Annotated in this window: 19 protein-coding genes and 1 pseudogene; 12 read left to right on the top strand and 8 right to left on the bottom strand. The window is 37.9% G+C overall.

Translation table 11 applies throughout. The features are described 5' to 3' along the window. Window positions 1-3: 3 nt before the first annotated feature. The 8 genes from K6V26_RS04125 to K6V26_RS04090 all read right to left on the bottom strand — a co-directional run bounded on the left by K6V26_RS04125 (window position 4) and on the right by K6V26_RS04090 (window position 9,955). Window positions 4-612 carry a sugar transferase gene (locus tag K6V26_RS04125; protein ID WP_224265806.1) on the bottom strand — a complete coding sequence of 203 codons (609 nt, stop codon included), beginning with the start codon at window positions 610-612 and terminating at the stop codon, window positions 4-6. Continuing rightward, window positions 612-1,778: a glycosyltransferase family 4 protein gene (locus tag K6V26_RS04120; protein ID WP_224264657.1), complete on the bottom strand. Its 1,167-nt coding sequence runs from the start codon at window positions 1,776-1,778 to the stop codon at window positions 612-614. The genes K6V26_RS04125 and K6V26_RS04120 overlap by 1 nt, the downstream gene beginning before the upstream one ends. A gap of 45 nt (window positions 1,779-1,823) precedes the next feature. Beyond that, on the bottom strand, window positions 1,824-2,756 hold the full coding sequence (locus tag K6V26_RS04115; RefSeq protein WP_224264656.1) for an O-antigen ligase family protein: 933 nt from the start codon (window positions 2,754-2,756) through the stop codon (window positions 1,824-1,826). Between the two features lie 298 nt (window positions 2,757-3,054). Further along, window positions 3,055-3,999, bottom strand: coding sequence for a glycosyltransferase family 2 protein (locus K6V26_RS04110; RefSeq protein ID WP_224264655.1), 945 nt, complete (start codon window positions 3,997-3,999; stop codon window positions 3,055-3,057). Beyond that, complete coding sequence (locus tag K6V26_RS04105; RefSeq protein ID WP_224264654.1) at window positions 3,999-4,937, bottom strand: ATP-grasp fold amidoligase family protein; 939 nt, start codon at window positions 4,935-4,937, stop codon at window positions 3,999-4,001. Before K6V26_RS04105 ends, K6V26_RS04110 begins: the two co-directional genes overlap by 1 nt. Window positions 4,938-4,983: 46 nt before the next feature. Continuing rightward, window positions 4,984-5,829, bottom strand: a complete 846-nt coding sequence (locus K6V26_RS04100; RefSeq protein ID WP_224264653.1) for a lipopolysaccharide biosynthesis protein — start codon at window positions 5,827-5,829, stop codon at window positions 4,984-4,986. Between the two features lie 805 nt (window positions 5,830-6,634). Next, window positions 6,635-7,939 (bottom strand): nucleotide sugar dehydrogenase, encoded by a 1,305-nt coding sequence (locus K6V26_RS04095; protein ID WP_195438220.1) that lies wholly within the window; start codon window positions 7,937-7,939, stop codon window positions 6,635-6,637. An 81-nt stretch (window positions 7,940-8,020) separates the two neighbouring features. Further along, entirely contained in the window at window positions 8,021-9,955 is a 1,935-nt protein-coding gene (locus K6V26_RS04090; protein WP_394373144.1) for a polysaccharide biosynthesis protein, read from the bottom strand. A gap of 938 nt (window positions 9,956-10,893) precedes the next feature. Here K6V26_RS04090 and K6V26_RS04085 point away from each other — a divergent pair. The 12 genes and pseudogenes from K6V26_RS04085 (at window position 10,894) to K6V26_RS04035 (ending at window position 26,138) form a co-directional block, all read left to right on the top strand. After that, window positions 10,894-11,991 carry an MraY family glycosyltransferase gene (locus tag K6V26_RS04085; RefSeq protein ID WP_224264651.1) on the top strand — a complete coding sequence of 366 codons (1,098 nt, stop codon included), beginning with the start codon at window positions 10,894-10,896 and terminating at the stop codon, window positions 11,989-11,991. A gap of 45 nt (window positions 11,992-12,036) precedes the next feature. Next, a complete protein-coding gene (gene wecC / locus K6V26_RS04080; protein WP_224264650.1) occupies window positions 12,037-13,242 on the top strand; it encodes a UDP-N-acetyl-D-mannosamine dehydrogenase in 1,206 nt (401 codons plus the stop codon). Next, complete coding sequence (locus tag K6V26_RS04075; RefSeq protein WP_394373143.1) at window positions 13,242-14,795, top strand: lipopolysaccharide biosynthesis protein; 1,554 nt, start codon at window positions 13,242-13,244, stop codon at window positions 14,793-14,795. The genes wecC and K6V26_RS04075 overlap by 1 nt, the downstream gene beginning before the upstream one ends. A gap of 2 nt (window positions 14,796-14,797) precedes the next feature. Continuing rightward, on the top strand, window positions 14,798-15,904 hold the full coding sequence (locus K6V26_RS04070) for an EpsG family protein (RefSeq protein WP_224264648.1): 1,107 nt from the start codon (window positions 14,798-14,800) through the stop codon (window positions 15,902-15,904). An 11-nt stretch (window positions 15,905-15,915) separates the two neighbouring features. Beyond that, a complete protein-coding gene (locus K6V26_RS04065) occupies window positions 15,916-17,079 on the top strand; it encodes a glycosyltransferase (protein ID WP_224264647.1) in 1,164 nt (387 codons plus the stop codon). Beyond that, a complete protein-coding gene (locus K6V26_RS04060) occupies window positions 17,054-18,214 on the top strand; it encodes a glycosyltransferase family 4 protein (protein ID WP_224264646.1) in 1,161 nt (386 codons plus the stop codon). Before K6V26_RS04065 ends, K6V26_RS04060 begins: the two co-directional genes overlap by 26 nt. Then, entirely contained in the window at window positions 18,192-18,668 is a 477-nt protein-coding gene (locus K6V26_RS04055; protein ID WP_224264645.1) for a serine O-acetyltransferase, read from the top strand. The genes K6V26_RS04060 and K6V26_RS04055 overlap by 23 nt, the downstream gene beginning before the upstream one ends. A gap of 11 nt (window positions 18,669-18,679) precedes the next feature. Beyond that, a pseudogene (locus tag K6V26_RS28690) lies at window positions 18,680-20,277 on the top strand (heparinase II/III domain-containing protein). Window positions 20,278-20,290: 13 nt separating this feature from the next. Next, window positions 20,291-21,502: a glycosyltransferase family 4 protein gene (locus K6V26_RS28685; RefSeq protein WP_394373131.1), complete on the top strand. Its 1,212-nt coding sequence runs from the start codon at window positions 20,291-20,293 to the stop codon at window positions 21,500-21,502. Continuing rightward, window positions 21,499-22,659 (top strand): non-hydrolyzing UDP-N-acetylglucosamine 2-epimerase, encoded by a 1,161-nt coding sequence (gene wecB / locus K6V26_RS04045; protein ID WP_224264643.1) that lies wholly within the window; start codon window positions 21,499-21,501, stop codon window positions 22,657-22,659. The genes K6V26_RS28685 and wecB overlap by 4 nt, the downstream gene beginning before the upstream one ends. Continuing rightward, a complete protein-coding gene (locus K6V26_RS04040) occupies window positions 22,656-25,046 on the top strand; it encodes an SLBB domain-containing protein (RefSeq protein ID WP_129697024.1) in 2,391 nt (796 codons plus the stop codon). The genes wecB and K6V26_RS04040 overlap by 4 nt, the downstream gene beginning before the upstream one ends. Window positions 25,047-25,061: 15 nt before the next feature. Continuing rightward, complete coding sequence (locus tag K6V26_RS04035) at window positions 25,062-26,138, top strand: GNVR domain-containing protein (protein ID WP_224264642.1); 1,077 nt, start codon at window positions 25,062-25,064, stop codon at window positions 26,136-26,138. Window positions 26,139-26,158 lie beyond the last annotated feature (20 nt).

The following is a 26,158-nucleotide window of genomic DNA, read 5'->3' as shown; positions in this document are numbered from 1 at the left end:
AACTTAATTATGTCCGTTAAACGGAACTGTGGTTGCCATACCTTCCTTAGCGACACCGTCACGCTTTATCACTTTCCAAACTGTCAGAAAAGCAATCTTCAGATCCAATCGGAACGAAAGATGGTTGACATACCAAAGATCCAATTCAAATTTTTTACACCAACTTATGTCATTCCGTCCGTTCACCTGTGCCCAACCTGTAATTCCGGGCCGGACATCATGCCGGTGAGCCTGTTCCGGTGAATACAACGGCAAATACTGCGGTAAAAGGGGACGCGGACCGATCAATGCCATATCTCCTTTCAACACATTTATTAACTGAGGTAATTCATCCAAAGAGGTCGAACGGATAAACTTCCCGACCCGGGTCAGGCGAATTTCATCCGGCAATAACTCTCCGTTTTTATCCCGTTCGTCGGTCATCGTTTTAAACTTGATCACTTTAAATATCTTTCCGTTTTTCCCGGGACGTGCCTGAAAGAAAAAAACACCCGCCCCCTTATTGGCATACATTAATACCCCCGCCGCAATCAGCAATACAGGTGATAAAACCAGAATTCCCGACAAAGACATCAAAAAATCCAGACAACGCTTTAATCCGTTCCTATACATCATTCGTATCTGTTAACATATTGTCTTGCATTTTCAGGCGTAAAATCCAAAGCGGCTTTCCGGGCATTCCGTTTATAACGTTCCAATTTTTCTGCATCATTTTTCATCCCGAGCACAAAATCAGCAATCCGGTCCACCTCATCCGGCGCGAAGATTTCTCCTGCCTGATATTTCCCGACAATTCCGCCAAGCTCCGAATCTCGTCCGGCAATACACAGCAATGCGCAACCGACAGCCAACATAGCATAGGTCTTGCTGGGAACACTCAAAGCTGAAGCCGACAAATCCAAGGTAATGATACCGACATCTGCAGCTCCGAGTGAATAGGGTATGCGTTCTACAGGCTGCCAGGGAAGTAACCGGCAATTGTTCAATCCTTTTTCTTCTACCATCTGCCCGATTTTCTTTTTCTTACCTCCTTCTCCGATAATGACAAAACAAATATCCTGTTCATATCTCAGACGTTCTGCAACCTCTACAATAGTCTCCACGCTATGGGTATTCCCCAAATTGCCGGAATAGAGAACGATAAACTTATCAGACAAATAGTATTCTTTCAGAAAAGGATTGTCTGCCTTACTACAGGGCTTCAAAAAAGAAACATCGGCCCAGTTCGGAATAATTTTTATTTTTCCCTTTTCTGTATATTGAGTCAGACATTCTGCCATCCCTTCTCCGATCGTATATATATTGCGGGCTTTTCTATAAAGTTTTCTATTTTGCTTTTTCCACCAGCGTACAATAAAACTGTCTGCACGGCATACTCCGGTACTCACCAATACATCGGGATAAGTATCGTAAATCAGGAAAGAATAAGGATTCCGGCAAAATAAAGGCAATAAAGTCACCATAGGCGGATTGGAAACTATAAATAAGTCAGCTTTCCGGTATTTCAATACAATTTTGAACCAAATTTGTAACCACCCCCACAACCAGGTAAAAATTCGCCTGAACGTAGTATTTTTTTCATAAGAGATAATCTTATCGACTTTCACCTTTTCCAACAAGCCAGCCTGATACTTTTCTCCCCCCTTTGTCCCGGTTATCAAAACCAGATGTTCATATTCCGTTCCGAAAGCATTGACAATATCAACCATTAATGTCCCGCTTGACTGATTAATAAATACAATACGTTCCGAATGGAATGTTTTCAATTGTTCTTCCACGATTAAACCAAATGAATTTCAGAAGACTGTTATAAAATACAATTTCTAAACCGCCAAATCCGACTTCTCTTTCAGAAGCCTGCGATACATCAAAGAGACGGCAACGATATAAGATAAAAAGAAATATCTGTCGGAAAACGGATTTTCTATAAAACATATAATAAGGAAAAAAAACTGTCCGTAAAACGAATACACGATATCTTTAGGAACCCGAACGTATTGCTTGATTATGGAGACCGTTTTTGTCAGATTATACAGAAAAAAAGAGAGCAGCATACAAGTTCCGATTATCCCGGACTCACATAAAAACTGAAGGTAGGTATTATGCACATCCTGCCCTTTCGTTTCAAAAAAGAACTTAAATCCCTGCCCCAAAAGCGGACGTTCACTAAAAAAATGATAAGCATGGACAATCAATGACAATCTCGAAGACGACAATTCGTTAACTGACTCATAGTCTGTCAGACTAACGGCAGAAACATCAAACCTGTCCAATATCGGAAAATTCAAGCCCAATATTCCCAGGCCTTTGATAAAAATAAAAATACTTAACAAAACGACACTCCCTATCATCAAAAACTTAAAAAAAGAATATTTTTTGACAATTACCCAACAAGCAAAAATACCTGCAAATGAAAATACCAAGGCTCCTCTTCTACTTGTTGTAAACAAGATTAATAAAATTACTAAACTTAAAAATACAAACCGTAAATTTAGTCGGCATCGGTATTTTATAAACAATATCCCTAATAGCTGCACCAGATAAAAAGCCAAAGGAAATGTCTGAGAATTGATTCCTGTATTTCTTCCGTCCGCATGAAACTCCCGCATAGCAACCAACACATTTTCAGGTAAAACATACTGGAATATAGCCATTAAAGATGAAAAAGACAGTAAATACCACAAACCGAAAAAGAGCTGGATACATCCGAAAACAATAATCCATCTCTCTATAACCTCATACTCTACTTTCTGCATCAAGGCCATCCCAATCAAAAAGGTAGTCAATGTCCCTAACAGAAATGACGGACTTTTATAAGGTGCCAAAAAGAAATGAGCAATTAAAAACAATATAATATAGCCACAATAACGAAAAGGGAAAAAATGCCAGGTACAACGACATGTTGTTTTATACCCATTAAATAAAAACAAACAGGTAACCGAAAGGAGCAAATAAGTGCCTATACTCCCCAGTATACCAACGAAAAAAACATAAAATACCAACAGAAATAAAAGAATCCTGTCAACAGTAGTCGTATAGGGAAAAGAAAACATATCAGGATCTTCCTTTTATTAAACTCTTTCTATCGATAAATTGGGTCCGACGGGAACGATCAAAAAATAATTTCAAGGGAAAAATCCCCAAGACGATCAGGTCTATCCAAAAGTAAGACATATAGTACCCGAATGACAACAAACGGACTCGTCTGCAAAACGATCGCCATTCCCAATTATGTATACACAACAAATAAGGAATCAGATTTGTCCTGTACTTATTTTTATGAATATCCCGTAAAAAACAATTAATATTCCGGAATACAGTCAAACGATCCCTGGCGATTGCCTCCGAATATCTATGGCTGACAGAACTAATGTGACACGTTATGCAATAGATCTTCGCCTCATCCACCACTACCTGCCCGGCATAATATCCGCATTTCACACTAAACATCGCGTCATTATTGGCTAAGGTCTCATCGAATTTCAAACGGTTTCTTTCCACAAACTCCCTTCTTACCATTTTACTGACCGGACCGAAATTTTTATAACGAAGTTGATCGAAATCCCTGTTCACTACGGCATTCTTAATCATCTGGTCAATCTCTTTTCCCCTGAAACCAGGCTCCAAAGTATCGGAATAAACACTATTTACTGAAAAATAGATGACATCTGCTTCCGAATCTATGTACCGATCAACAGTTTCCAGAAAGCAAGAATTATAAAAATCGTCCGCATCTGCAAAAAACAACCACTTCCCTGATGCCTTTTGTAAACCTTTATTACGCGCAGCTCCGGCACCTTTACCCTCCTTTGAAAAAACAACCTGAACATTCTCAATACCGCTCCCCGGGAAATGCTCAAAATCGACTTTCTCCGGATCACTGTTATCATCAATAACAATAACCTGAATATCTTCCCTATAAGGAATAGAAGCCAAACAACGACGCAACAATTCCGGCGTATTTTTATGGGGAATTATAAACGAATAATTTATTCCCATTATGATATGTTTTTGCCAGGTAATACAAGCTGTGCTCCCAATTCCTTTAAATATTCTTCTGAATAATATGTATAAAAACCAGCGGCAGGAGTGAAAGTCATTTCGCCAAAAACCGGTTCACCGTTTATTTCATACCAATCTATCCGAACATGTACGAAATCTTTTGCAAGTATTTCGCTATATTCAAGCATTTTATCAAATGAGGCAGGTCGAGAATATGTCTTACTAGTTCTGTAATTAGAAGTTATTTTATCCGGTTGTAAATTCCAGTTCAGATCATAAATAGACAATTTTACACTTCCTTTCATTCTATCCGAACAAAGCAACACAGAATATACCTTACCGTTGTAACAATTGAATTTATAATCGACAAGAGAATTTTCACCTTTTAAATCAGAATTCAGGTATTTTTCAATCAGAATCTGTGGTTTAATTTTCAAATAATGAGGCTCTGCACTTATTAACCCAAACGGATATTTTAGCCATTCATTTAATTCTTTTCTTAAACACGGAATATTCAGCTCTCTCTTGTTTTGAACTAGTTTCACATATTTCCCACCTCCACCATTTGTCAATTTTATAACAAAAGATTCCGGCAATGTTTCAAAATTTATATCTTCACTTTTTTCATATACACCGTAAATTGTATTCAATGTATGCCCCAATCCATTATCCTCTACATACTTACGCACCTGATACTTATCTGTCAGTTCCGACCATTTGTCCGTATTCGTGTAAAATTTCAACCAGTTTATTTTTTCATTTATATCAGAAGGATTTTCAAAATTAATCCTATGACCGCAATGTTTCTTAAATAAGATCACAGCTAACTTCTTGGGATCTTTCTTCCCGACCCTTGCATAATATCCATCCCTAAACTTTCTATACAAAGGTAAAAACGGACTGATCATTTTTCTGCCCAAACTATTCTCTTTCATTTTTTATAAAACCATATAAATTAATATACTTTTAACTCTAAAATATCTACAACAGTTTCGCTTTCAATCTGTGCATAAATGATACGGTCATCTCTTTCTCCGCACGGGTCAATCCGCAACAGTAGATCGACAAAATAAAAAACAGACCGACGATAAAAGTCACCAAAAAGAAATGATCCGGAATGAGCAGCGAACAAATATAAGTCATAGCTAAAAGCACGGCAACCGGTATCAATTCATAAACAAATACATTATTGACAAAACTGCTAACAGACAATCCGCTTTCCATTTTAAGCAATAAAATCCTGGAAAGCGAACATACTATTTCAAAAAATACATAACACACCATAACCGAAACGGCAGACATTTCCATTTTTAAACAGAGGTAAGCAAAGGGTAAAGTCAAAATTTTTATGGTACTTGTAACAATCGAATATATTTTTATTTTTCCTATTGCTTTGTTTGCCACACCCAACCCCATCGTAAATTGATCCATCCAGGCTCCAAACAAGCTATACCGGCAAAAGGAAACGGCATAATCAGGTATTTCTCCCAGCCATACCTGTAGAATCCGGTCCATATAGAAAAGACTGGGAATCGTTATCCAGGCAAACAACAAAAAAGAAAACTTACTTGCCATTTCAGATAATTGAAACATTTTATTTCGGTCTTTAGCCCCTTCCGCCTTAACGATTTGCGGTTGCATGGCATTTATCAAAGAAGTCGATAAAAAAGAAATTTGGCCTATCACCTGTTGAGCAATCCCATATGAAGCATTTAAGGCTGTTCCGAAAAAACGATTCAATAATACAGCAATCCCTTGTGTGCGACCGACGATACAACCGATACTATAAACCGTCCACCCCGTAAATACAAACAGTTCTTTAAACAAATAAGCTTTAAATTTAAAAACAGAAGCCCGCTTACACTCGGTATATTTTTTTTTACAATAAATGTAATAGCAAACAAAATCAAATAAAGGAACCAAAGCCATCAAACAAGCGTAGTAAACAAGTTTATCAAAACCGACATAGGCAAGTGATATTGAGATAAATAATTTCAAAATAACATCTATCATCTGTATAATGGAAGTGTATACGATATTTTCATGCGCAATCAAAACAGCAAAATAAGAAGTGCTTTGCATCGTAAAAAAGAGCATAAACAACATACTGTTATACACCCAATAAGCAGCCTCCACCCGACTTTTATCGATATTCAGAAATTCCGTCAATACAAATTTCTGACATAGAAACAAGAGCAAAACCAAACCTAAGCTTGTTAATAATGTAATCACCAAACTGTTACTCAGAATGTCACATTGCTTATTCAAATCATTTTTCCCTTGATAAAAAGATAAAAAACGCTGAATAGTCGATGCTAAAGAATCTTTTATAAAAGACAACAGAGCAATAACTCCCGCAATAAGACTGTATAAGCCGAAATCATCAACTCCCAGTTCTGCCAATATCAAACGGGAAGTATAAAACAATATACCTGCAGATAATATGCTTCTGACATATTGTACGCCTGTATTTACAAAAACTCTTGTTGAAGCTCTCTCTATCCTCACCTTCCTATTCTAAAAAATATTTGCTTCCTACCATTGTAAATGTGACTATTCACTTTAAAACAAATACTATTCGATTAAATTTTGAATATTAAAAATACTATTCCAACGAATACCTCCATTTACCTTATAATCTTCCGTCTACAAGTGCCTTTTCAAGCACACCTTTTACATCATAAATTACACCATTATTCTTCAAAAATTTCTGAATTGGTAATTCTTTAAACTCATCATGAGCGACAGACAAGATAACAGCATCAAATGAATTTTGTAAATTTTCTAATCCAGAAGAAAGAATTCTGATATTATATTCGCGTTCTACTTTTTCTTGATCTGCCCACGAATCATAAACGGTAATATTGGAAGAATATTCGTGCAATGTGGTATAAATATCTACAACTTTAGTGTTACGAATATCTGGACAATTCTCTTTAAATGTAATTCCCAAAATTAAAATATTGGCATCTTTTACCAAAATTCCTTTCTTGTTCATCAATTTGATCACCTGATTGGCGATATAATTACCCATACCGTCATTTAAACGCCGGGCAGCCAACATAATCCGAGGTAACACGCCATATACCTGAGCTTTCTGTATTAAATAATAGGGATCAACACTAATACAATGCCCTCCAACTAATCCTGGTTTTAGCTTTATAAAATTCCATTTAGAAGCCGCCGCATCAATCACCTCATTAGTATCAATTCCCATGGCATTAAATATTTTAGCCAATTCATTCATAAAAGCAATATTAACATCACGCTGGGCATTTTCAATAATTTTAGAAGCTTCAGCCACCCGTATAGAAGAAGCTTTATGGGTACCATTTATTAAAACTGAATTATATATTTGATCGACAATTTCAGCTATTTCGGGTGTAGAACCTGATGTTACTTTTTTTATTTTTTCAACAGTATGTTCTTTATCACCTGGATTTATACGTTCAGGAGAATAACCAGCAAAAAAATCAACATTATACTTCAATCCTGATACCCTTTCTACAATTGGCAAACATTCTTCTTCTGTAACACCTGGATAAACTGTCGATTCATAAATGACAATATCACCGGAAGATATCACTTTTCCTACAGTTTCACTTGCATTAATTAAAGGAGTTAACAATGGCCTATTGTCATTATCGACAGGCGTTGGAACAGCAATAATATAAATGTTACAATCACATATATCCTCCAACGCTGAAGAACAAACAAAACCATTACTTAAAGCACTCTGCAATAATTCGTCAGAAATCTCCAAAGTTAAATCATGACCAGACATTATAGAGTTCACACGCTCGTCATTTAAATCAAAACCAACAGTTGGATACTTTGTTGAAAAAAGACGAGCTAATGGAAGACCTACATAACCTAAGCCAATCACTGCAATTTTTATTGCATTATAATTACACTTTACATTTTTTTCTAAATTCATATCAATAATTTTAATCAAAAACCATGTCCATAAAATAGATGTGTTTCTGATGTGTGAATAAATATCTTATTAAATAATTATTCACACATCAAATATTCCAAATTCCGAATTATTACTTTTAAACTCTCTTACTACATGTTTCATTTCTTTTACCATATCAACAATTTCTACATTCAATGATAGTATTGATAGCTTTACTACATGCTGAAAAATGTTTTGATAAGCATACTCTCTAACTGTTGCAACACGAATTTTTTTATGAGGGGTTTCTTTGGTGTTCTCATGATTACTTAATAGTTCCTCATACAATTTTTCTCCTGGCCGTAAACCTGTATATTTAATTTCAATATCTTTTCCTACCTTCATGCCTGAAAGTTCTATCATACGACGAGCTAATTCTACAATCTTTACAGGTTCTCCCATATCGAACACAAAGATCTCACCACCATTTCCCATAGTACCTGCCTCCAAAACTAATCGACAGGCCTCAGGAATAGTCATAAAATAACGAATTATATCTGGGTGAGTAACAGTAACTGGTCCACCATTACTAATCTGTTCACGAAAACGAGGGATAACAGAGCCATTACTTCCTAAAACATTTCCAAAACGAGTTGTTATAAATTTTGTTGAACCAAGTACTTCGCCTGTCATAATTGCCTGATTTAAACTTTGTACATAAATTTCAGCCAGTCGTTTACTACATCCCATTATATTAGTTGGATTTACTGCCTTATCTGTACTGATCATAACAAACTTCTCTACATTATATTTCACCGCTGTATCTGCAACCAACCGCGTCCCGTAAACATTAACTCGTACAGCCTCGCAAGGATTCTCTTCCATCAACGGAACATGCTTATAAGCAGCTGCATGAAACACAATATGCGGATGCCATTTTCGAAAAACATAATCCAACCGGTCTCCATTTCGAACATCTCCTATCACAGGTACAAAATTCAAGTTAGGAAATTTATCTTCCAACTCTAAACGCAAATTATGCATTGGCGTTTCAGCCGAATCAAAACAAATCAACTTACAAATAGGGAAATGCGCTAACTGGCGACAAATCTCACTGCCAATACTTCCAGCAGCACCTGTTACCAATATCACTTTATTTTCAAGTAAGCAAGCGATCTCCTGCATGTTGATCTGGATTTCTTCACGTCCTAACAAGTCTTCAATCTTTATATCACGGATAGATCGTTTTATCGCACCGTTATGGACCTCTTCCATCTCAGGAACGACCAAAGTATGCAAAGAAATCTGTTCACAAAAGCGGATCAACCGATCTTTTTCTTGTTGTATAGTTTTGAGATTTGGGAAAAGTATACCGTCTAAAGAATTTCTGTTTACTAGTCGCAAAAGATCTTCGCGGGAAGCTATCTGATAAACAGGTAATTCAGCAATACGAAAATTCCTTTTCTCTTTATTAAATGTGAGAAAGCCGGTAATACTGTAATCTTGCATAAAGATATGCCTTGTGGCAGTTGAAGCAATCATAACACTCTCATCACCGGTTCCATAAACCAATACTTGTTTCCGCTTTTTTCCAAGCTGCAACAAAACCATATTATATATGTTCACAATAAAAATACGGAATGTTACCAGCATTAGCATTGTTAAAACACAATCGATAAATAATCCTACCAAATAGACTTTCGGAGTAAACGAGGCTTTCAGAACCAGGAGTAATATACATAAAACCACCGATTTCAATATAGCCACTCCCCAAATTCTCCATAAACCACGTAAAGTAGAATGACGGATCACACCGTGATAGACCTTAAAAGTAAAGAAAGCAATCAAACTTCCTACCAAAGAGGCAAAGCCTCCTTTTAAAATATCTTCCTGAGTATAGGAAACCCCAAGAAAGGACAATAGCCCTAATACACCTATTAATGAAACACTTAAAGATATGATCAGGTCAAAGCTGAAAATGATCCATCCATTGATATATCTCATTTTGGTGAAACGAGAAAAAAGGCGCTGCAAGCCCACGTAATGATTATTCATTTCCATTGGAAGAGTATAAATAAAATTAGTTTTGGAATTTTCTGAAAGACATAGGTATAGCTAATAACAGCTTTCGATCAGCCATTACCAGAACCTGCGGATTAACAAGATCAGAGAACAAGGAATAGATCACCAGAAAGGTGATTATCAAAAGATAGGACATTAATACTAGTTTATTTTTTACACAAAAAAGTTCGTCAGTCACATAGCTGCAACGACGATCATGATTAAAAAATGATCCTTTTTAATCGCCGCAAAAGTATGTATTAATTTTCGAACAAACAAAATACAAAAAAATCATTACCCCTTGCCTAACAAGGTATAATGAAAAACCTAACACTTAAAATTAACACAAAAAAACTACTTTGTAAAGGAGATAAAGAGAATCATTATTAGCAACTTTTTCCAATATTCACACAAAAATTCCAGAACCCGCATATATCATAGTGTACAGACTTACAGAGACATACGGTATATAAATCAAATATTAAATCAGCCCCAATAAAAAACATGCCATGTCATAAAACAATTCATTTAACCATTCAAGAAGGCAGACCTGATTAGCCAAAACAAATTATTCTCTACTCATTACTTATTTAACATTTTTTACCAATCGGCTGTTATCTTGTGATTTACAGAAAAACACATTTCGGAGAAGAACTGAAAATTATGGCATCAATCACTTAGCTATTTCTTTTTTACGCATTCCAAAGTACTGATAGTCAAGATTAAAATAAGGTAAACAGCTTCTAAATCGTGAACGATTCAAGGAGTCTTTTGTTTATTTAGCGAGCTAAACAAAGAACACATACCTCCGCTGAGGTGCAAGAGTAATTACCACCAGCAATAATCCGGTATGTTTTTATGCAAATACATTTTTCGACGGTTACAGTATGTGACTGACGAACATTGTCGTATAACTTAACTTAAAAGAACGCATGATATACCTCTTGATTTTAATAGCCTTTGTAATATCTATTGTCTTTTCGATGCTGATTATTCCACGTATTCTTATCGTGGCTTTGACGAAAAGGTTATTCGATATTCCGGATGAAAGAAAAATACATACAGGAGCTGTCCCTCGGCTGGGAGGAATCTCTTTCGCTCCTATTATTCTGTTTACGCTGGCTTTTATCTCAGCCATCTCTTACCTGGGATACCTGCAAGGTCTGCCGATCCCTCCTAATATCATTTCACATGTCACACCTGATTTTTACCTGCTCACATGCGGGTTGATCCTGCTGTATCTGGCTGGCATTAAAGATGATCTGATCGGATTACATTATTCCACCAAATTTATCATACAGATACTGGCGGCTTCGCTATTGCCTCTATCCGGACTATGGCTCAATAACCTGTACGGATTATTCGGTATGCATGAACTGCTGGCATGGCTGGGTATGCCGCTGACTATCTTCGTCATTGTTTTTATTTGCAATGCGATCAACCTGATCGACGGAATCGACGGGTTGGCTTCCGGTTTAAGCGGTGTCTCCCTGATGGTATTAGGGGTATTGTTCCTGCATAACCAGATGTGGACATATGCCACGCTGGCTTTCTCGACATTGGGAGTGTTGATCCCTTTCTTTTATTATAATGTATTCGGCCAAGTCGAACATGGAAGAAAGATATTTATGGGCGATACCGGCAGCCTGACTTTAGGGTATATCCTGGCTTTCCTCTGCATTCGTTATGCTGTGTATAACCCGGAGGTGACACCCTACTCCACCAGTGCGATCCTGGTTGCTTTCTCTACCCTGATCGTACCGATGTTCGATGTGATACGGGTGATGTTGATACGGTTCAGAAGCAATAAGGGGTTGTTCTCGCCGGATAAAAATCATATTCATCACAAATTTCTGAAAATGGGATGCAAACCGCATGGAGCTTTATTATATATACTTGGTATCTCTATATTTTTCAGCGGCTTAAATATCATACTCGCCCCTTTTGCCAATATAAATATTTTATTCTTAGCGGATATTATCCTATGGACAACTCTTAATCTCTGTCTGGACAAACTTAAATGCATATAGAATTTATTTAACGAAAAGAAATTACTTAAAAGGTTTAATTGAATTATGAAAGCATGTTTTATGGGACTTGGCTACATTGGCCTCCCCACAGCAATTATAGCTGCCGAACACGGCATAGAAGTTATTGGTGTAGACATTAACCCGCAGGTTGTCGATATGACCAATCAAGGTTTAATCCATATCGTGGAACCCGGTTTACAGGAATTATGCCGAAAAGTAGTAACGTCCGGCCATCTGAAGGCTTCGGTAAAGCCGGAAACCAGTGATATATACCTGGTCGTTGTCCCTACCCCGTTCAAAGGAAATCACGAACCGGATATTTCTTATGTGGAAACTTCAACCCGTTCGGTTATCCCCTTGCTGAAGGAAAATGATCTGTTCATCATCGAGTCTACTTCGCCGGTAGGGACAACGGACAAGATGACTGATTTAATTTTCTCCCTCCGTCCGGAGCTGAAAGAGAAAATCTACATTGCTTATTGTCCGGAACGTGTATTACCGGGAAATGTCATTTATGAACTGGTCTATAACGATCGTGTCATCGGCGGGATCAACCCTGAGTCGACAGAGAAAGCGATCGGGTTTTACAGCCGGTTCGTCAAAGGAACCCTGCACAAGACAAATGCTAAAACGGCGGAGATGTGCAAACTGACCGAGAACTCCTCCCGTGACGTACAGATCGCTTTCGCCAACGAACTGTCGCTCATTTGCGACAAGGCCGGCATCAATGTTTGGGAACTGATTGAACTGGCCAACAAGCACCCGAGGGTTCATATCCTGCAACCGGGTTCCGGCGTAGGAGGCCATTGTATTGCCGTCGATCCTTATTTCATTACGGCTGAGTTTCCCTATGAATCGCAATTGATAGCGAAAGCCCGTGAGATCAATAACTACAAGGCTTTCTGGTGTGCCGAAAAAGTAGAGAATGCCATGCTTAAGTTCGAACTGGAACATAACCGGAAGCCAGTCGTTGCCATGATGGGACTGGCTTTCAAACCCGATATCGACGATCTGCGGGAATCGCCAGCCAAGTATATCACGACAAAAGTCATGCAAAGCCGTAACAATGCAGATATTCTCGTGGTGGAACCGAATGTTCGTGAGCACAAAATATTCAAACTCACCAACTACAAGGAGGCATACGAAAAAGCCGACATAATCGTTTTCCTGGTAGCTCATAAGGAGTTCAAGGAGTTACCCAGGAAAGAGAATAAAGTGATATTGGATTTTTGCGGGATATACAAAAAATGATGGTTAAATCAAGAACACAAAGGAGCATACAAAACGTTCGGATAGCATTGATTTATTACTTTATCAATCTAATAATCAGCTTTATATCCCGTAAGATCTTCATTGAATATCTGGGAACAGAAATTTTAGGGCTGAACACGACTGTCGTCAATCTCCTTCAATTCTTAAATCTTGCGGAACTTGGTATCGGGGCAGCAATATCCTATACACTCTATCAACCACTAGCTGATAATAATAGAGACAAGATCTGTGAGATAGTTTCAGTACAAGGATACATGTACCGCAAAATTGCAGGATTTGTAATTTGGGGTTCATTTATCCTTATGTGTTTCTTTCCGTTCATTTTTGCCAAAACTCAGCTACCTTTATGGTATGCTTACGGCACATTTTTCGTATTATTAACCAGTTCACTGGCCAGTTACTATTTTAACTATCGTCAGATAGTATTGACTGCCGATCAGAAAGACTACAAAATTACGATCCATGTAAAAAGTATTACCATCATCAAATCCGTTCTACAAATCCTGGCAATAGTTTATTTGTCTGACGGATATGTATGGTGGTTACTTTTGGAATTCATAGCAGTAATTTTTACAACAATCTCCGTAAATCTTCTGCTAAGACGGGAATACCCCTGGTTATCTGCCCGGGTAAAAACAGGTAAAGAGTTAAAAGGAAAATATTCAGAAATCATAAAAAAGACAAAACAACTCTTTTTCCATAAAGTGGGAGGATATGTACTTACCCAAACAAGTCCTTTGGTCATATATGCTTACACTTCCTTGACACTGGTAGCCGTTTATGGGAACTATATGTTGATCATCATGGGGATTATGGCATTACTTGCCGCCATATTCAACAGCATAGGAGCCGGAGTAGGGAACCTGGTCGCATCAAGTGATAAAGATCATATTCTGAATGTATTCGAAGAATTATTCTGTTCTCGTTTTTTATTTGTCGGAACAGCCTGTTACTGTGTTTATCGATTGGCACCCGCTTTTATTACTTTATGGGTCGGGCCGGAATATCAACTTGATAATTTATCGCTGATACTAATGGTTGCAATCATGTATATAAACCTGATCCGTACAGTTGTCGATTCATTTATCAATGCTTATGGCCTATTCCAAGATATCTGGGCACCAATTGCTGAAGCGATATTAAATATAGGACTATCCGTTCTGTTTGGATATTGGTGGGGAATACCAGGTATACTTTGCGGTGTCTTGATCAGTTTACTTCTGATCGTTTTTACCTGGAAACCTATATTCCTGTTCCGAAAGGGATTCAAGACTTCCATTAGCAATTATATTTACTTATATATCAAATCAATTATATCGTTACTATTTACAACTGTTATAGTACTCTATATTTCCAACTATATCGACCTTAACCCCGCTTCTTCTTATATTAACTTTATATTGTATGCATCATTGACCGGAAGCTTGTATCTCATTCTTTTACTGATACCGCTATATCTTTTTAATAAAGGAACCAGAGATTTTGTAAAAAGAATCACACACATAAAACTGTATCCCTTCGATCGATTTTAACCATGTACCTATATCTGATTTTCATACTATTGCTCGCCGGTAGTTTTCTCGAAATCTTCGACAGCAAAAGACAAGGGACCGCTCAAATTATTTATTATCTTACACTCTCTATCCTATTCCTGTTATCTTTTCTCAGATGGGAAAGAGGCACCGATTGGAGCGGATATTATGACTATTTCAGTAATATATATGACCTTGATTTTTCCAACAATTTCGAAAACGGATTCATATTTCTGAATTATTGTATCCATTACCTGTTCAACAGCTACACTGTTCTATTATTTATTTTAGCTGCTATACAATATTTTTTTATATCGAAAGCTATCCGGTATTTATCCATATATCCCGTATTAAGTCTGCTTTGCTATTTTTCTGTCACAAAAGGAGGGATATTCTTTGTACGACAATATATAGCCCTGGCAATTCTGATGTATTCCATCAGGTATGTAATAGAAAAAAAAATATATATGTTCCTTTTTGCTGTTATTATAACTTGCATGATCCATCGTACAGCGTTACTATTTCTACCGGTGTATTTCATCTTCGATAAAGACATTAAAATAAAATATTATATAATTATATTGCTGGTACTAATACCGATAGCTTTTTATATATCAACAGTTTTTGATTCTATCAGCACAGGTTTGGTCAACTCGATCATTGAAAATAAGATCAATAACTATATTGATAAAAGCGCTTCCGGAGAAACTTATGGAGTAGAATTATCCAAATCAACTATACTAATCAGGGGAGTAATAAAACGGGGATTTATCATTTTGCTATATTTTCTGTTTATGAGAGAAGAACTATCAAATAACAATATCACACGGGGACTATTCAATATATATATTTTCGGAACCTGCTTATACATATTACTTACTCCCCTATCAGAACAACTAAGCCGGGTTTGTCTGTATTTTGATATATTCGATATTTTCCTGTTCCCACTATTACTGGAGAAGCAAGAAAGATGGAATAAATTATTATTCTTCAGCCTGATAATAACCTTTTCATTCATCAGATTACATAGTTCTATCGAACTTCGAAAAGAATTATTTATTCCTTATAAGTCTATATTCAATAAAGAACAAATCGTAGAAATCGGTTAAAATAACATCTAATGAAAGTATTATATATTTCAAGAGTCAATCCTTTTATCAATGGAGGAGGTCCTTTCGCTTCAAGAGCCTACATTGATGCCTTTATGGAACTATCGGAACATTTCACATTAATGATCGCCGATAACTGTATCGTACCTGATAATTATAAACAATCGACCGATATTGTATATGTCCCCAAACGTCCTTTCAAGGAAAAGTTATTGTTCCCATTTACTGGCAGGCTACATCGTTTTATTCCTTTTATCTATGATTATTGGCAAAACATTAATGAAGGTAGGTTCGATACAGTTGTCTTAAATGGAGGTGTACTGGCAGGAGACATGGTAGATTTTTTCAAAAGTAAAAAGTTAAAAGTGATAACTATTCACCATAATATAGAACGCCGGTACCACAAAGATAACAAGACTATTGAATCTTTTGGCGGATTGTATGCCGGCTATATAAACAAAAATGAAAAAAAGGCTTTATTAAACAGCGATTTGAACCTATCTATCAGTAATGATGACATTCAGGAGTTCAAAGATATATATGATTTGCCTGAAAATATCCGGGTGAAATACCTCGGATGCTTCGAGAATAAAGAAAGAAGGACAGAAAAGATCCTTTTGCAACCGGACAATTGCACATTAGCCATAACCGGGAGTCTGCACGACTATCAGACAGAAGATGGTATAACCCACTTTCTGAAAGAACTTTATACACCGATTATCAGCAAATATCCGGATATCAATATTATAATAGCCGGCAGAAACCCCGGAAAAAAACTAATAGAAAAATGTAAACGCTCTAATATAGAACTGATAGCTAATCCGGAAAATATGGATGCAGTTATAAAAAAATCATCTGTCTATATAGCTCCGGCACGGTTGGGTAGCGGACTTAAACTACGCGTCATGGATGGATTAAGAAACGGCAAAGCCATACTGACTCATCCTACTTCTGCAAGAGGCTATGATCTTTTTCATAACAAGGACTATTTTAAACAATATCATTCCGTAGAAGACTTTATGGAAAAATTGGATTATTTATTAAACAATCAGTTTAATCCTCTCTGTATCAAAACAGACTATGAGAAATATTTTTCATTCCTAAGTGGATTGGAAAGGCTTAAAGTAATATTAAATGAAGAATTGAATAATGAAAGTACTATATATAAATCCTAATATAAATCATCACAAATTACCATTTTATGATGCATTGAGAAATATCTATGGTCAGGATAATGTTATTTATGCGACTCCTTTGATTCATGAAGAAAATCGAATAAAAATGGGATTTGACAGTTACCAGCAAGAAAATTGGCTTTATCACATACAGCCTTCTAATTTTACTGAATTTTCAAACCTTTTTTACGAAGCGGATATAGTCCTATGCAGTATAAGAGATTATTATCGGTTAATGGAGAAACGTTTACAAAGCGGTAAACTGACATTCTATTTTTCAGAACGATGGTTTAAGGAAGGGATTGGGAAATTTCGTTTACTACATCCTAAAATTCTCAATCTTGTATACCAATTTAGAAAATTATCTACTTATCCGAATTTCTTCTATTTAGCACAAGGAGAGTATGCCGCATATGATTTTAATTATCTGGGTATTTGTAAGAATCGCATTTTCAGCTTCGGATATTTTACATCTATCAATCAAACAGTTAGAGGTAACCATTTGCTTCCAAAAGAGAAAATTAACCTATTATGGTGCGGAAGGATGCTAAAATTGAAAAGGGTCGATTTATTAATCAAGGCATTCTGTGATCTGCAAGAGAAAAATAACAACATTCATTTAACCCTCGTTGGCAATGGTCCTGCTTCTAACTATTTAATAAAATATTTACATAAACATGCCCTCCCTTCAAATTATACGCTATATGATTTCCTTCCGGTTGCCGAAGTTCGACATTTGATGCAGCAGGCTGATATATATGTACTACCGAGTAACGGACATGAAGGATGGGGGGCCGTCATCAATGAAGCAATGGCAGAGTCATGTGCAATAGTAGGAAGCAACAAAATTGGTGCCGTCAAAAGCATGTTGTCTCATGGCATAAATGCGATGATTTTTCCGTCAGGGAATCTACAGGCACTAAAAGAATGTATATCATCCCTAACAGAGGATCCTATACTATTGGCTAAGTTAAAAAAAGAGTCCAACGCATTAGTTAACAATCTTTGGTCTGCTTCTACCGCTGCTTTCAGATTCTCTATGGTCGTTGATGCTATATTGAATAAGGAGGATTATAATATATATCAGGAAGGTGTAATGAAATTATTAAAGTATGATAGTAATAAGATTATATAGGATCGGAAATTTACTGCATAGAAAATCATGGTTCAGATTAGCTAAGCTGGTGTCTTACCTAAATCGGTTTTTGTTTGCTGTATGGCTACCTTCTTCCGCAAAGATTGGCCGCAATTTTAAGCTTGGATATGGCGGGCTAGGCGTTGTCATTCATAAAGATGCTATAATCGGAGATAATGTTTTAATTGCCCAGAATGTAACAATAGGGAGAAATTTTGGTGATAAAAAAGTACCCGTCATAGGTAATGATGTTTATATAGGTACAGGTTCCGTTATTTTTGGAGAGATAACTATTGGAAATAATGTCATTATTGGTTCCAATACATTAGTCAATAAAAGCATACCTGATAATACGACAGTTGTAGGTAACCCGATGAAGATTATTCAAAGTAACCGTATCAAAAAATATTATGAATTAGACACCAAAACAGATCCATGTAAAAAACAGTTTTGAAGAATCATTAAATGAGACATCTTATATTATACTATAATACAATACGTTTTCTAAAGTTTAAACAACTATTCTTTCAGCTTTGGTACAGAGGTAAACGATTGGTATGGAAAACATTCCGATTTCGATATTCTTTTGATCATACTAAAGAAGGATTTCCTCTACATATTATAGATTTCATACATAAATATATCAGTGCAGAAGGGATAAATTCTTTTCACTTTTTAAACAAAACCTCTGAATTTACAATTTGGGATGACGAACGACATGGAAAATTATGGTCATACAATTTGAATTATATGGATTTTCTTCTTCAAGACAATTTATCTTTACAGAAGAAATTTTATTGGATCAATAAATTTATAATTGATTTAAAATCTAACAAGAATGGATTAGAACCGTATCCTATAGCCCTGCGTGGTGTAAACTGGATAAAGTTTTTTTCCAAATACTCTCTATTAATTCCTCCCGAAAACACAAAAAATTGGAATACATCATTATATAACCAATATAGAATTTTATCTGATAACCTTGAATATCACTTATTAGGCAACCATTTATTAGAAGATGCATTTTCTTTGTTGTGGGCCGCACTTTATTTTAAAGACAACTTTTTTTATGAACAGGCCACACAATTATTATATAGTGAATTGGAAGAACAAATACTTCCTGATGGTGCACATTATGAACTAACTCCGATGTACCATGAAATATTACTGGACCGTTTACTTGATTGCATCAATGCCGCTAAATATAATATGCGGTTCGATCAACAGAAATACATTGTAAAATATATGGAATCAAAAGCTATAAAAATGCTCGGATGGCTAGAAGCTATCATCTATACCGATGGTTCCATACCTTTATTCAATGACAGCACTTATGGTGTAGCTCCAATAGCCAGGGATTTGTTTCTGTATGCTAAACGACTGGGATTAACTTGGTCAAAAGAATATTTGAAGGAATCCGGTTATCGAAAATTTGAATCTTCCGGATTTGAAATGGTACTGGATGTCGGTAATATCGGTCCGGACTACATTCCAGGACATGCTCATGCCGACACTTTCAACTATGAATTACGGATCGATGGGAAACCTTTCATCATCGACTCTGGTATCTCGACCTACGAGAAAAATGTACGGCGGCAATATGAACGTGAGACACAGGCACATAATACGGTTCGGGTTGCAGGTCAAAGCTCCAGTAATGTCTGGGGAGGTTTCCGGGTTGCCCAACGGGCTAAAATCACTTACCTGAAAGAAGAGCGTAACAGTATCACTGCCCGCCATAACGGATTCAGACAACTGGGTGTCGAACACCAACGGCAATTTAATATGAAAAACCGGAAAATTACGATTGAAGACCAGCTTATACCCGCCAAAGGAGCAAAAGGGATCAACTATATACATCTACATCCCGATGTCACGATTCTATCGGTCAATACGGATTCAGTAAAGACAGACCGTGGAACCATATCCTTTTCCGGGGCAGACAAAGTATGGATTGAATCCTGCGAGATCGCTTTCGAGTATAATAAACTGATTCCGACAAAAAAATATGCCTGGCTTTTACCAACCAAATGCAATATACAATCAGGCATAACATCCAATAAACATTTATCATTAATGAAAATCTTATTTTTAACTGATAATTTTCCGCCGGAAGTGAATGCGCCGGCTACCCGGACTTACGAACATTGTAAAGAATGGGTAAAACAAGGGGAAGAAGTCACGGTCATCACCTGTACTCCTAATTTTCCTCAGGGGAAAGTATATACAGGATACCGTAACCGCCTCTATCAAAAAGAAATAATGGATGGTATCCGTGTAATACGGATATGGAGTTACATCACGGCAAACGAAGGTTTTCTGAAACGGACACTCGACTATATCAGTTTCTCCGTTACTTCTTTCTTTGCCGGGTTATTTCAACAGGCTGATATAATCATTGCCACCTCTCCCCAATTTTTCACAGCCTTGTCGGGACGTACCCTTTCTTTCTGGAAAAGAAAACCCTGGATCATGGAAGTCCGCGATCTATGGCCCGAATCCATCAAAACAGTCGGTGCCATGAAAGAAAATCCTATAATCCGCTTTCTGGAATGGGAGGAAAAAAGATGTTACCGCTCTGCCCAAAAAATCGTCGTTGTAACGGACTCATTCAAAAAGAGGTTAAGCGAAAAAGGAATACATCTCCAAAAGATAGAAGTTATAAAAAACGGGGTAAACAGGGAATTGTTCACTCCCATGTCTAAAGATCAAGTATTACTTGAACAGCTGAATTTAAAAGATAAAAAAATCATCGGTTATATCGGTACTCACGGAATGGCTCACAAACTGGATTTTATCCTTGAATGTGCGGCTGGGATGGAGGGGAAAAACAACTATCATTTCCTGTTCTTGGGAACCGGAGCCGAGAAGAATAAACTGCTGAAACTAAAGGATGACTTAGGAATCAAAAATGTTACGATGCTCGATCCGGTATCCAAGCAGGATGTAAAAAGATACATTTCCATCCTTGATGTTGCATTGATCAATTTGCGTAAATCAAATTTATTCACGACAGTCATTCCTTCAAAAATCTTTGAAAATGCAGGCATGGAAATACCTATCCTGATGGGAGTGGACGGAGAGGCACGTCAGATAGTCGAGTCGTACAAAGCCGGATTATGCTTCGAACCCGAATCAAAAGAAGACTTCGAGCGTCAACTCGACAGACTCCTCTCCGATCCTATCCTATATAAACAATGTAAAGCCGGATGCAGAAAACTTGCACACGATTTTGACAGAAAAGTACTCGCCGGACAAATGCTGAATATAATAAAAGAAACAAAATGAAAAAGATTATGCTAGTCTTCGGCACACGTCCCGAAGCAATAAAAATGGCTCCGTTAATCAAAGAATTTCAGAAACATCCTCATCTGTTCCAAACAGTCGTTTGTGTTACCGGACAACACCGGGAGATGTTGGACCAGGTCCTTCGCATCTTTGACATACATCCTGATTATGACTTGAATATTATGAAGCAGGGACAGGACCTGTATGACGTTACAGCCCGCGTACTTACCGGAATGAGAGATGTGCTGAAAGAATTCCGTCCCGATCTGGTGCTGGTACACGGCGACACAACCACGTCGACAGCGGCAGCATTGGCTGCCTTTTACCAGCAGATACCGGTCGGACATATAGAAGCCGGATTACGGACACACAATATATACAGTCCCTGGCCGGAAGAAATGAACCGGCAACTGACGGGTAGAATAGCATCTTATCACTTCGCTCCGACAGCCTTAAGCAAAAAAAATCTATTGGAGGAAGGAATAGATGAGAAGCTGATTACAGTAACAGGCAACACTGTCATAGATGCCTTGTATCACGTAGTCTCAGAAATAAAAAACAAGGATGAACTGAAGCAACTACTTGCCAGTGAACTGGAAAAGTCCGGTTATAAAACCTCCCGCCTGTCAGAACAAAGTAACCGGAAATTGGTTTTAATCACAGGTCATCGCCGGGAAAACTTCGGTAACGGTTTTATTTCTATGTGTAAAGCGCTCAAAACATTAGCAATCAAATACCCGGAGATAGACTTTGTCTATCCGATGCACCTTAATCCGAACGTCAGGAAACCGATAAAGAGTGTGTTTGGAGATATCCGTCTGCCAAATCTATTCTTCATCGAACCATTGGAATATCTGCCATTCGTCTACCTGATGGAACAGTCTGCTATTGTATTGACGGATAGCGGCGGTATTCAGGAAGAAGCACCCGGACTGGGAAAACCGGTCCTGGTAATGCGCGATACCACTGAACGTCCGGAAGCGTTAGACGCCGGAACTGTAAAACTGGTAGGAACAGATTTTATCAGGATACTCGATGAAACATCCCGGTTAATTGAGGATAAAAAATATTACGACCAAATGAGTAAAGCCGTGAATCCTTATGGAGACGGTTTGGCTTGCCAACGAATTGTTACTAAAATAAAAGAGATTTTATGAAGACTTTAAACAAATGCATCCTTTGTTTCTTTTGCTCATTGTACTCTATCCTGGCAATAGCCCAGGTTCCGCAGGAGTTACTTGATAAGGCCAAGGCTGCCGGCATGACAGAAGAACAGATACAGCAGGAAATTACCAAACGTTTAAACAGCAGCGGGACGAAACAATCAGTAATCCCGGCCAGCGAACAACCGGTAACCGACCGGATCATGATAACAAATGAGATCCCTCCAATCGACATACAACGGAAAGATAACACCTCTGAAGACAGTCTAAAAAACCAGGTCTTCGGTCGTGAGATATTTTCCAATAAAAACCTGTCTTTCGAACCGAATATGAATATGCCGACTCCCAGAAATTATCCATTGTCAGCCGGTGATGAAGTACTTATTGATGTATGGGGAGATTCGGAGTTAAACCTGAAGCTGACTTTATCACCCGAAGGAACGATCATCATTCCCAATGTAGGACCAGTCGCTTTAAGCGGGCTGACAATCGAAGAAGCAGAAAACCGGATCAAGCAGGAGTTGGGAAAAATCATGTGGAACCTGGTAGACGGAAAAGAGCCGAATACATTTGTTTCGGTCGGACTAGGGAAAATCCGGAGTATTAAAGTAAATATTGTTGGAGAAGCGGTTGCACCGGGTACCTACACCTTATCTTCGCTTGCCTCCTTGTTCAATGCTTTATACGCAGCAGGTGGGGTGAACGACATCGGTTCCCTCCGTAATATCCGGGTATATCGTAATAATAAGGAAATAGCCAATCTGGATGTATACGATTATCTGCTTAACGGAAAATATGATACCAATATCCGGTTGGAAGACAATGATATGATTATTATCGAACCCTACGAGCAACTGGTTAACACACACGGGAAAATAAAACGTAACCGTACATTCGAACTCCGTAAAGGAGAGACATTGGAAGACCTGCTGAAAATGGCAGGGGGATTCACCGGAGACGCTTTTACAGAAGACGTGACAATCAAACGGAAATCTGGTTCCCGTTATCAGATTGCTACCGTAACCGCTGAAGAATTTCCTACATTTGTCCTTCAGGACGGCGACTCCCTGTTAGTAGACTCCGTAATCCCCTTTTATGACAACCGGATCACGATTACCGGTTCCGTATGGCGTCCCGGAGAATATGAATTAAGCCCAAAAGTTCATACTGTCAAACAGTTGATCAAACAGGCGGCCGGGCTAAAAGGAGATGAATTTATAGGCAGGGCGCATCTTACCCGTCTGAATCCCGACTTCACCAGTACGGTTATTGCCATAGATATACAAGGTATAATGAACGGGGAAATCCCGGACATGGAATTACAGAAAGAAGACAAATTATATATACCTTCTTTATTTGAACTCCGGGAACCTTATACCGTCAAAGTCGGCGGAGCAGTCAATAACCCGGATACAGTTATCCCTTTCAGCAAAAATATGACGGTGGAAGATGCCATCATTCTTGCCGGAGGACTACAGGAATCCGCCTCGACAATCAATGTTGAAGTAGCCCGCCGGATCAAGGATCCTACGGCTGATAAAAGTACGAACCAGGTTTCCAAAGTATATACTGTTGCATTGAGCGATGAACTGCAACTGCCATCCAAATCATCCGGGGCCCATGCAGATACACTTTTTACTCTTGAACCGTTCGATGAAGTTTTTGTCCGTTTCTCTCCGGGATATGAAAAACAGGAAGTCGTAAAAGTAAATGGGGAAGTCACTTTTGCCGGTGACTATGCTTTACCTTATAAAAACACACGCCTGAGTGATATTATCGCTCAATCGGGAGGAGTAACTCCGGATGCTTATGTGAGAGGAGCTAGTTTAAAACGCCAGTTGACGGAAGATGAAATCCGCCAGGTGGAAACATTGTTGCAACTAAGTAATAACAACAAGCAGAGTAAGGATTCTATCGCCCTGTCGCTTACCAATATAAAGAACTATTCTGTCGGAATCGATTTACAACAGGCACTTACCCACCCGAAAAGTACCTATGACCTGGTTCTCCGTGACGGGGATATCATTTATATACCTCAGTTACAGAGTACAGTGAAAATCAGCGGGGCCGTTACCTATCCGAACAGTATCACATATACCAAAGGAATGTCCGTCCGCGATTGCCTGTCACAGGCCGGAGGATATAACGATACTTCCCGCAAATATCCGATTGTAATTTATATGAACGGAAAAGTAGCGACCACCCGTAAAGTTGGTATTTTCTTTAAACGTTATCCAAAGATCGAGCCGGGTTGTGAAATAGTCGTTCCAAGTAAAAGCCAACGTGACAGAAGGGCGAACCTGGCTGAAATACTCAGCATCACAAGTTCTACGACTTCTATCGCTGCCATGTTGACTTCATTGATAAATTCTCTCAAATAAACTTTGTAGTAAAGGATGATAAACAAGAGTGAAAAAAAGACTGATAAGACAGAATTGGATATAGATATTATAGCCGTTATACAGTTCTTATGGTCAAAAAGAAAACTATTTCTGAAAAGTAGCGGAATAGCGGTGATTATAGGACTTGTCATTGCATTCAGTATCCCGAAAGAATACACCACAACCGTCAAACTGATGCCCGAAACAAACAATACGGCAAGTAAGATGGGGAATCTCGGAGGACTGGCAGCCATGGCTGGAATAGATATAAACAGCGGAAACAGCCAGGATGCTATTTCACCCGAAGTTTATCCGGATATTGTTCACAGTACTCCGTTTCTTCTGGAACTTTTCCCTCAGGAAGTAACGAATAAGAAGAAAACGTTGAAAATGTCTCTGTTCAATTATCTGAAAGGACATCAGAAAGAGGCATGGTGGAATCTGATCATACAAGCCCCGCTGAAAGGTATCTCCTATCTCATCGAAATGCTGGGAGATGAAGATCACCAGCCAGACAAGATAGATCCTTTTTTTCTTACCAAAGAGCAAAAAGATATCATAAAGAAATTACAGGAACGGATATCGATCTTTGTAGATAAGAAAACGCAGGTAGTAACCGTTTCCGTCCGGATGCAGGATCCGGTTATCTCAGCACGAGTAACGGATAATGTAGTGGAAAAATTAAAAAAATATATCACCAACTACCGGACACAAAAAGCAAAAAAAGATCTGGAATTTACAGAGAAAGTACTAAAAGAGGCTCAGGATGCCTACTATAAAGCCCAACAAACGTATGCCGCATTTGAAGACGGTAATAAAAATATCGTTTCAGCCAGTTACCGGACAGAGTTGGAACGGTTGAAAAATGAGATGACACTGACATTCAATGTCTATAACACATTAGCGCAAAAACAGGAACAGGATAAATTACGGGTACAGGAACAAACACCTGTCTATACCATTATAGAACCTGCTTCCGTTCCCCTGAAAGCTTCAACACCTAAAAAAGTACTGATCCTTATCGGTTGTATTTTTCTTGACCTGATAGCAATAAGCGGATATGTACTGATCAGAGACAGGCAAATATTCTGATCAGTACATATTCTTGTAGT

The organism is Parabacteroides goldsteinii (assembly GCF_020091425.1).
Classification (GTDB): domain Bacteria; phylum Bacteroidota; class Bacteroidia; order Bacteroidales; family Tannerellaceae; genus Parabacteroides; species Parabacteroides goldsteinii.
The sequence above is the reverse complement of the archived record's forward strand: the minus strand, read 5'-3'. Positions and strand labels throughout refer to the sequence as shown.

Coding starts and splice junctions, on each gene's coding strand:
- K6V26_RS04125 (WP_224265806.1), bottom strand. CDS start 612: ATGTATAGGAACGGATTAAAGCGTTGTCTGGATTTTTTGATGTCTTTG.
- K6V26_RS04115 (WP_224264656.1), bottom strand. CDS start 2,756: ATGCAGAAAGTAGAGTATGAGGTTATAGAGAGATGGATTATTGTTTTC.
- K6V26_RS04110 (WP_224264655.1), bottom strand. CDS start 3,999: ATGGGAATAAATTATTCGTTTATAATTCCCCATAAAAATACGCCGGAA.
- K6V26_RS04105 (WP_224264654.1), bottom strand. CDS start 4,937: ATGAAAGAGAATAGTTTGGGCAGAAAAATGATCAGTCCGTTTTTACCT.
- K6V26_RS04095 (WP_195438220.1), bottom strand. CDS start 7,939: ATGAATTTAGAAAAAAATGTAAAGTGTAATTATAATGCAATAAAAATT.
- K6V26_RS04090 (WP_394373144.1), bottom strand. CDS start 9,955: ATGAATAATCATTACGTGGGCTTGCAGCGCCTTTTTTCTCGTTTCACC.
- K6V26_RS04085 (WP_224264651.1), top strand. CDS start 10,894: ATGATATACCTCTTGATTTTAATAGCCTTTGTAATATCTATTGTCTTT.
- wecC (WP_224264650.1), top strand. CDS start 12,037: ATGAAAGCATGTTTTATGGGACTTGGCTACATTGGCCTCCCCACAGCA.
- K6V26_RS04075 (WP_394373143.1), top strand. CDS start 13,242: ATGGTTAAATCAAGAACACAAAGGAGCATACAAAACGTTCGGATAGCA.
- K6V26_RS04070 (WP_224264648.1), top strand. CDS start 14,798: ATGTACCTATATCTGATTTTCATACTATTGCTCGCCGGTAGTTTTCTC.
- K6V26_RS04065 (WP_224264647.1), top strand. CDS start 15,916: ATGAAAGTATTATATATTTCAAGAGTCAATCCTTTTATCAATGGAGGA.
- K6V26_RS04060 (WP_224264646.1), top strand. CDS start 17,054: ATGAAAGTACTATATATAAATCCTAATATAAATCATCACAAATTACCA.
- K6V26_RS04055 (WP_224264645.1), top strand. CDS start 18,192: ATGATAGTAATAAGATTATATAGGATCGGAAATTTACTGCATAGAAAA.
- K6V26_RS28685 (WP_394373131.1), top strand. CDS start 20,291: ATGAAAATCTTATTTTTAACTGATAATTTTCCGCCGGAAGTGAATGCG.
- wecB (WP_224264643.1), top strand. CDS start 21,499: ATGAAAAAGATTATGCTAGTCTTCGGCACACGTCCCGAAGCAATAAAA.
- K6V26_RS04040 (WP_129697024.1), top strand. CDS start 22,656: ATGAAGACTTTAAACAAATGCATCCTTTGTTTCTTTTGCTCATTGTAC.
- K6V26_RS04035 (WP_224264642.1), top strand. CDS start 25,062: ATGATAAACAAGAGTGAAAAAAAGACTGATAAGACAGAATTGGATATA.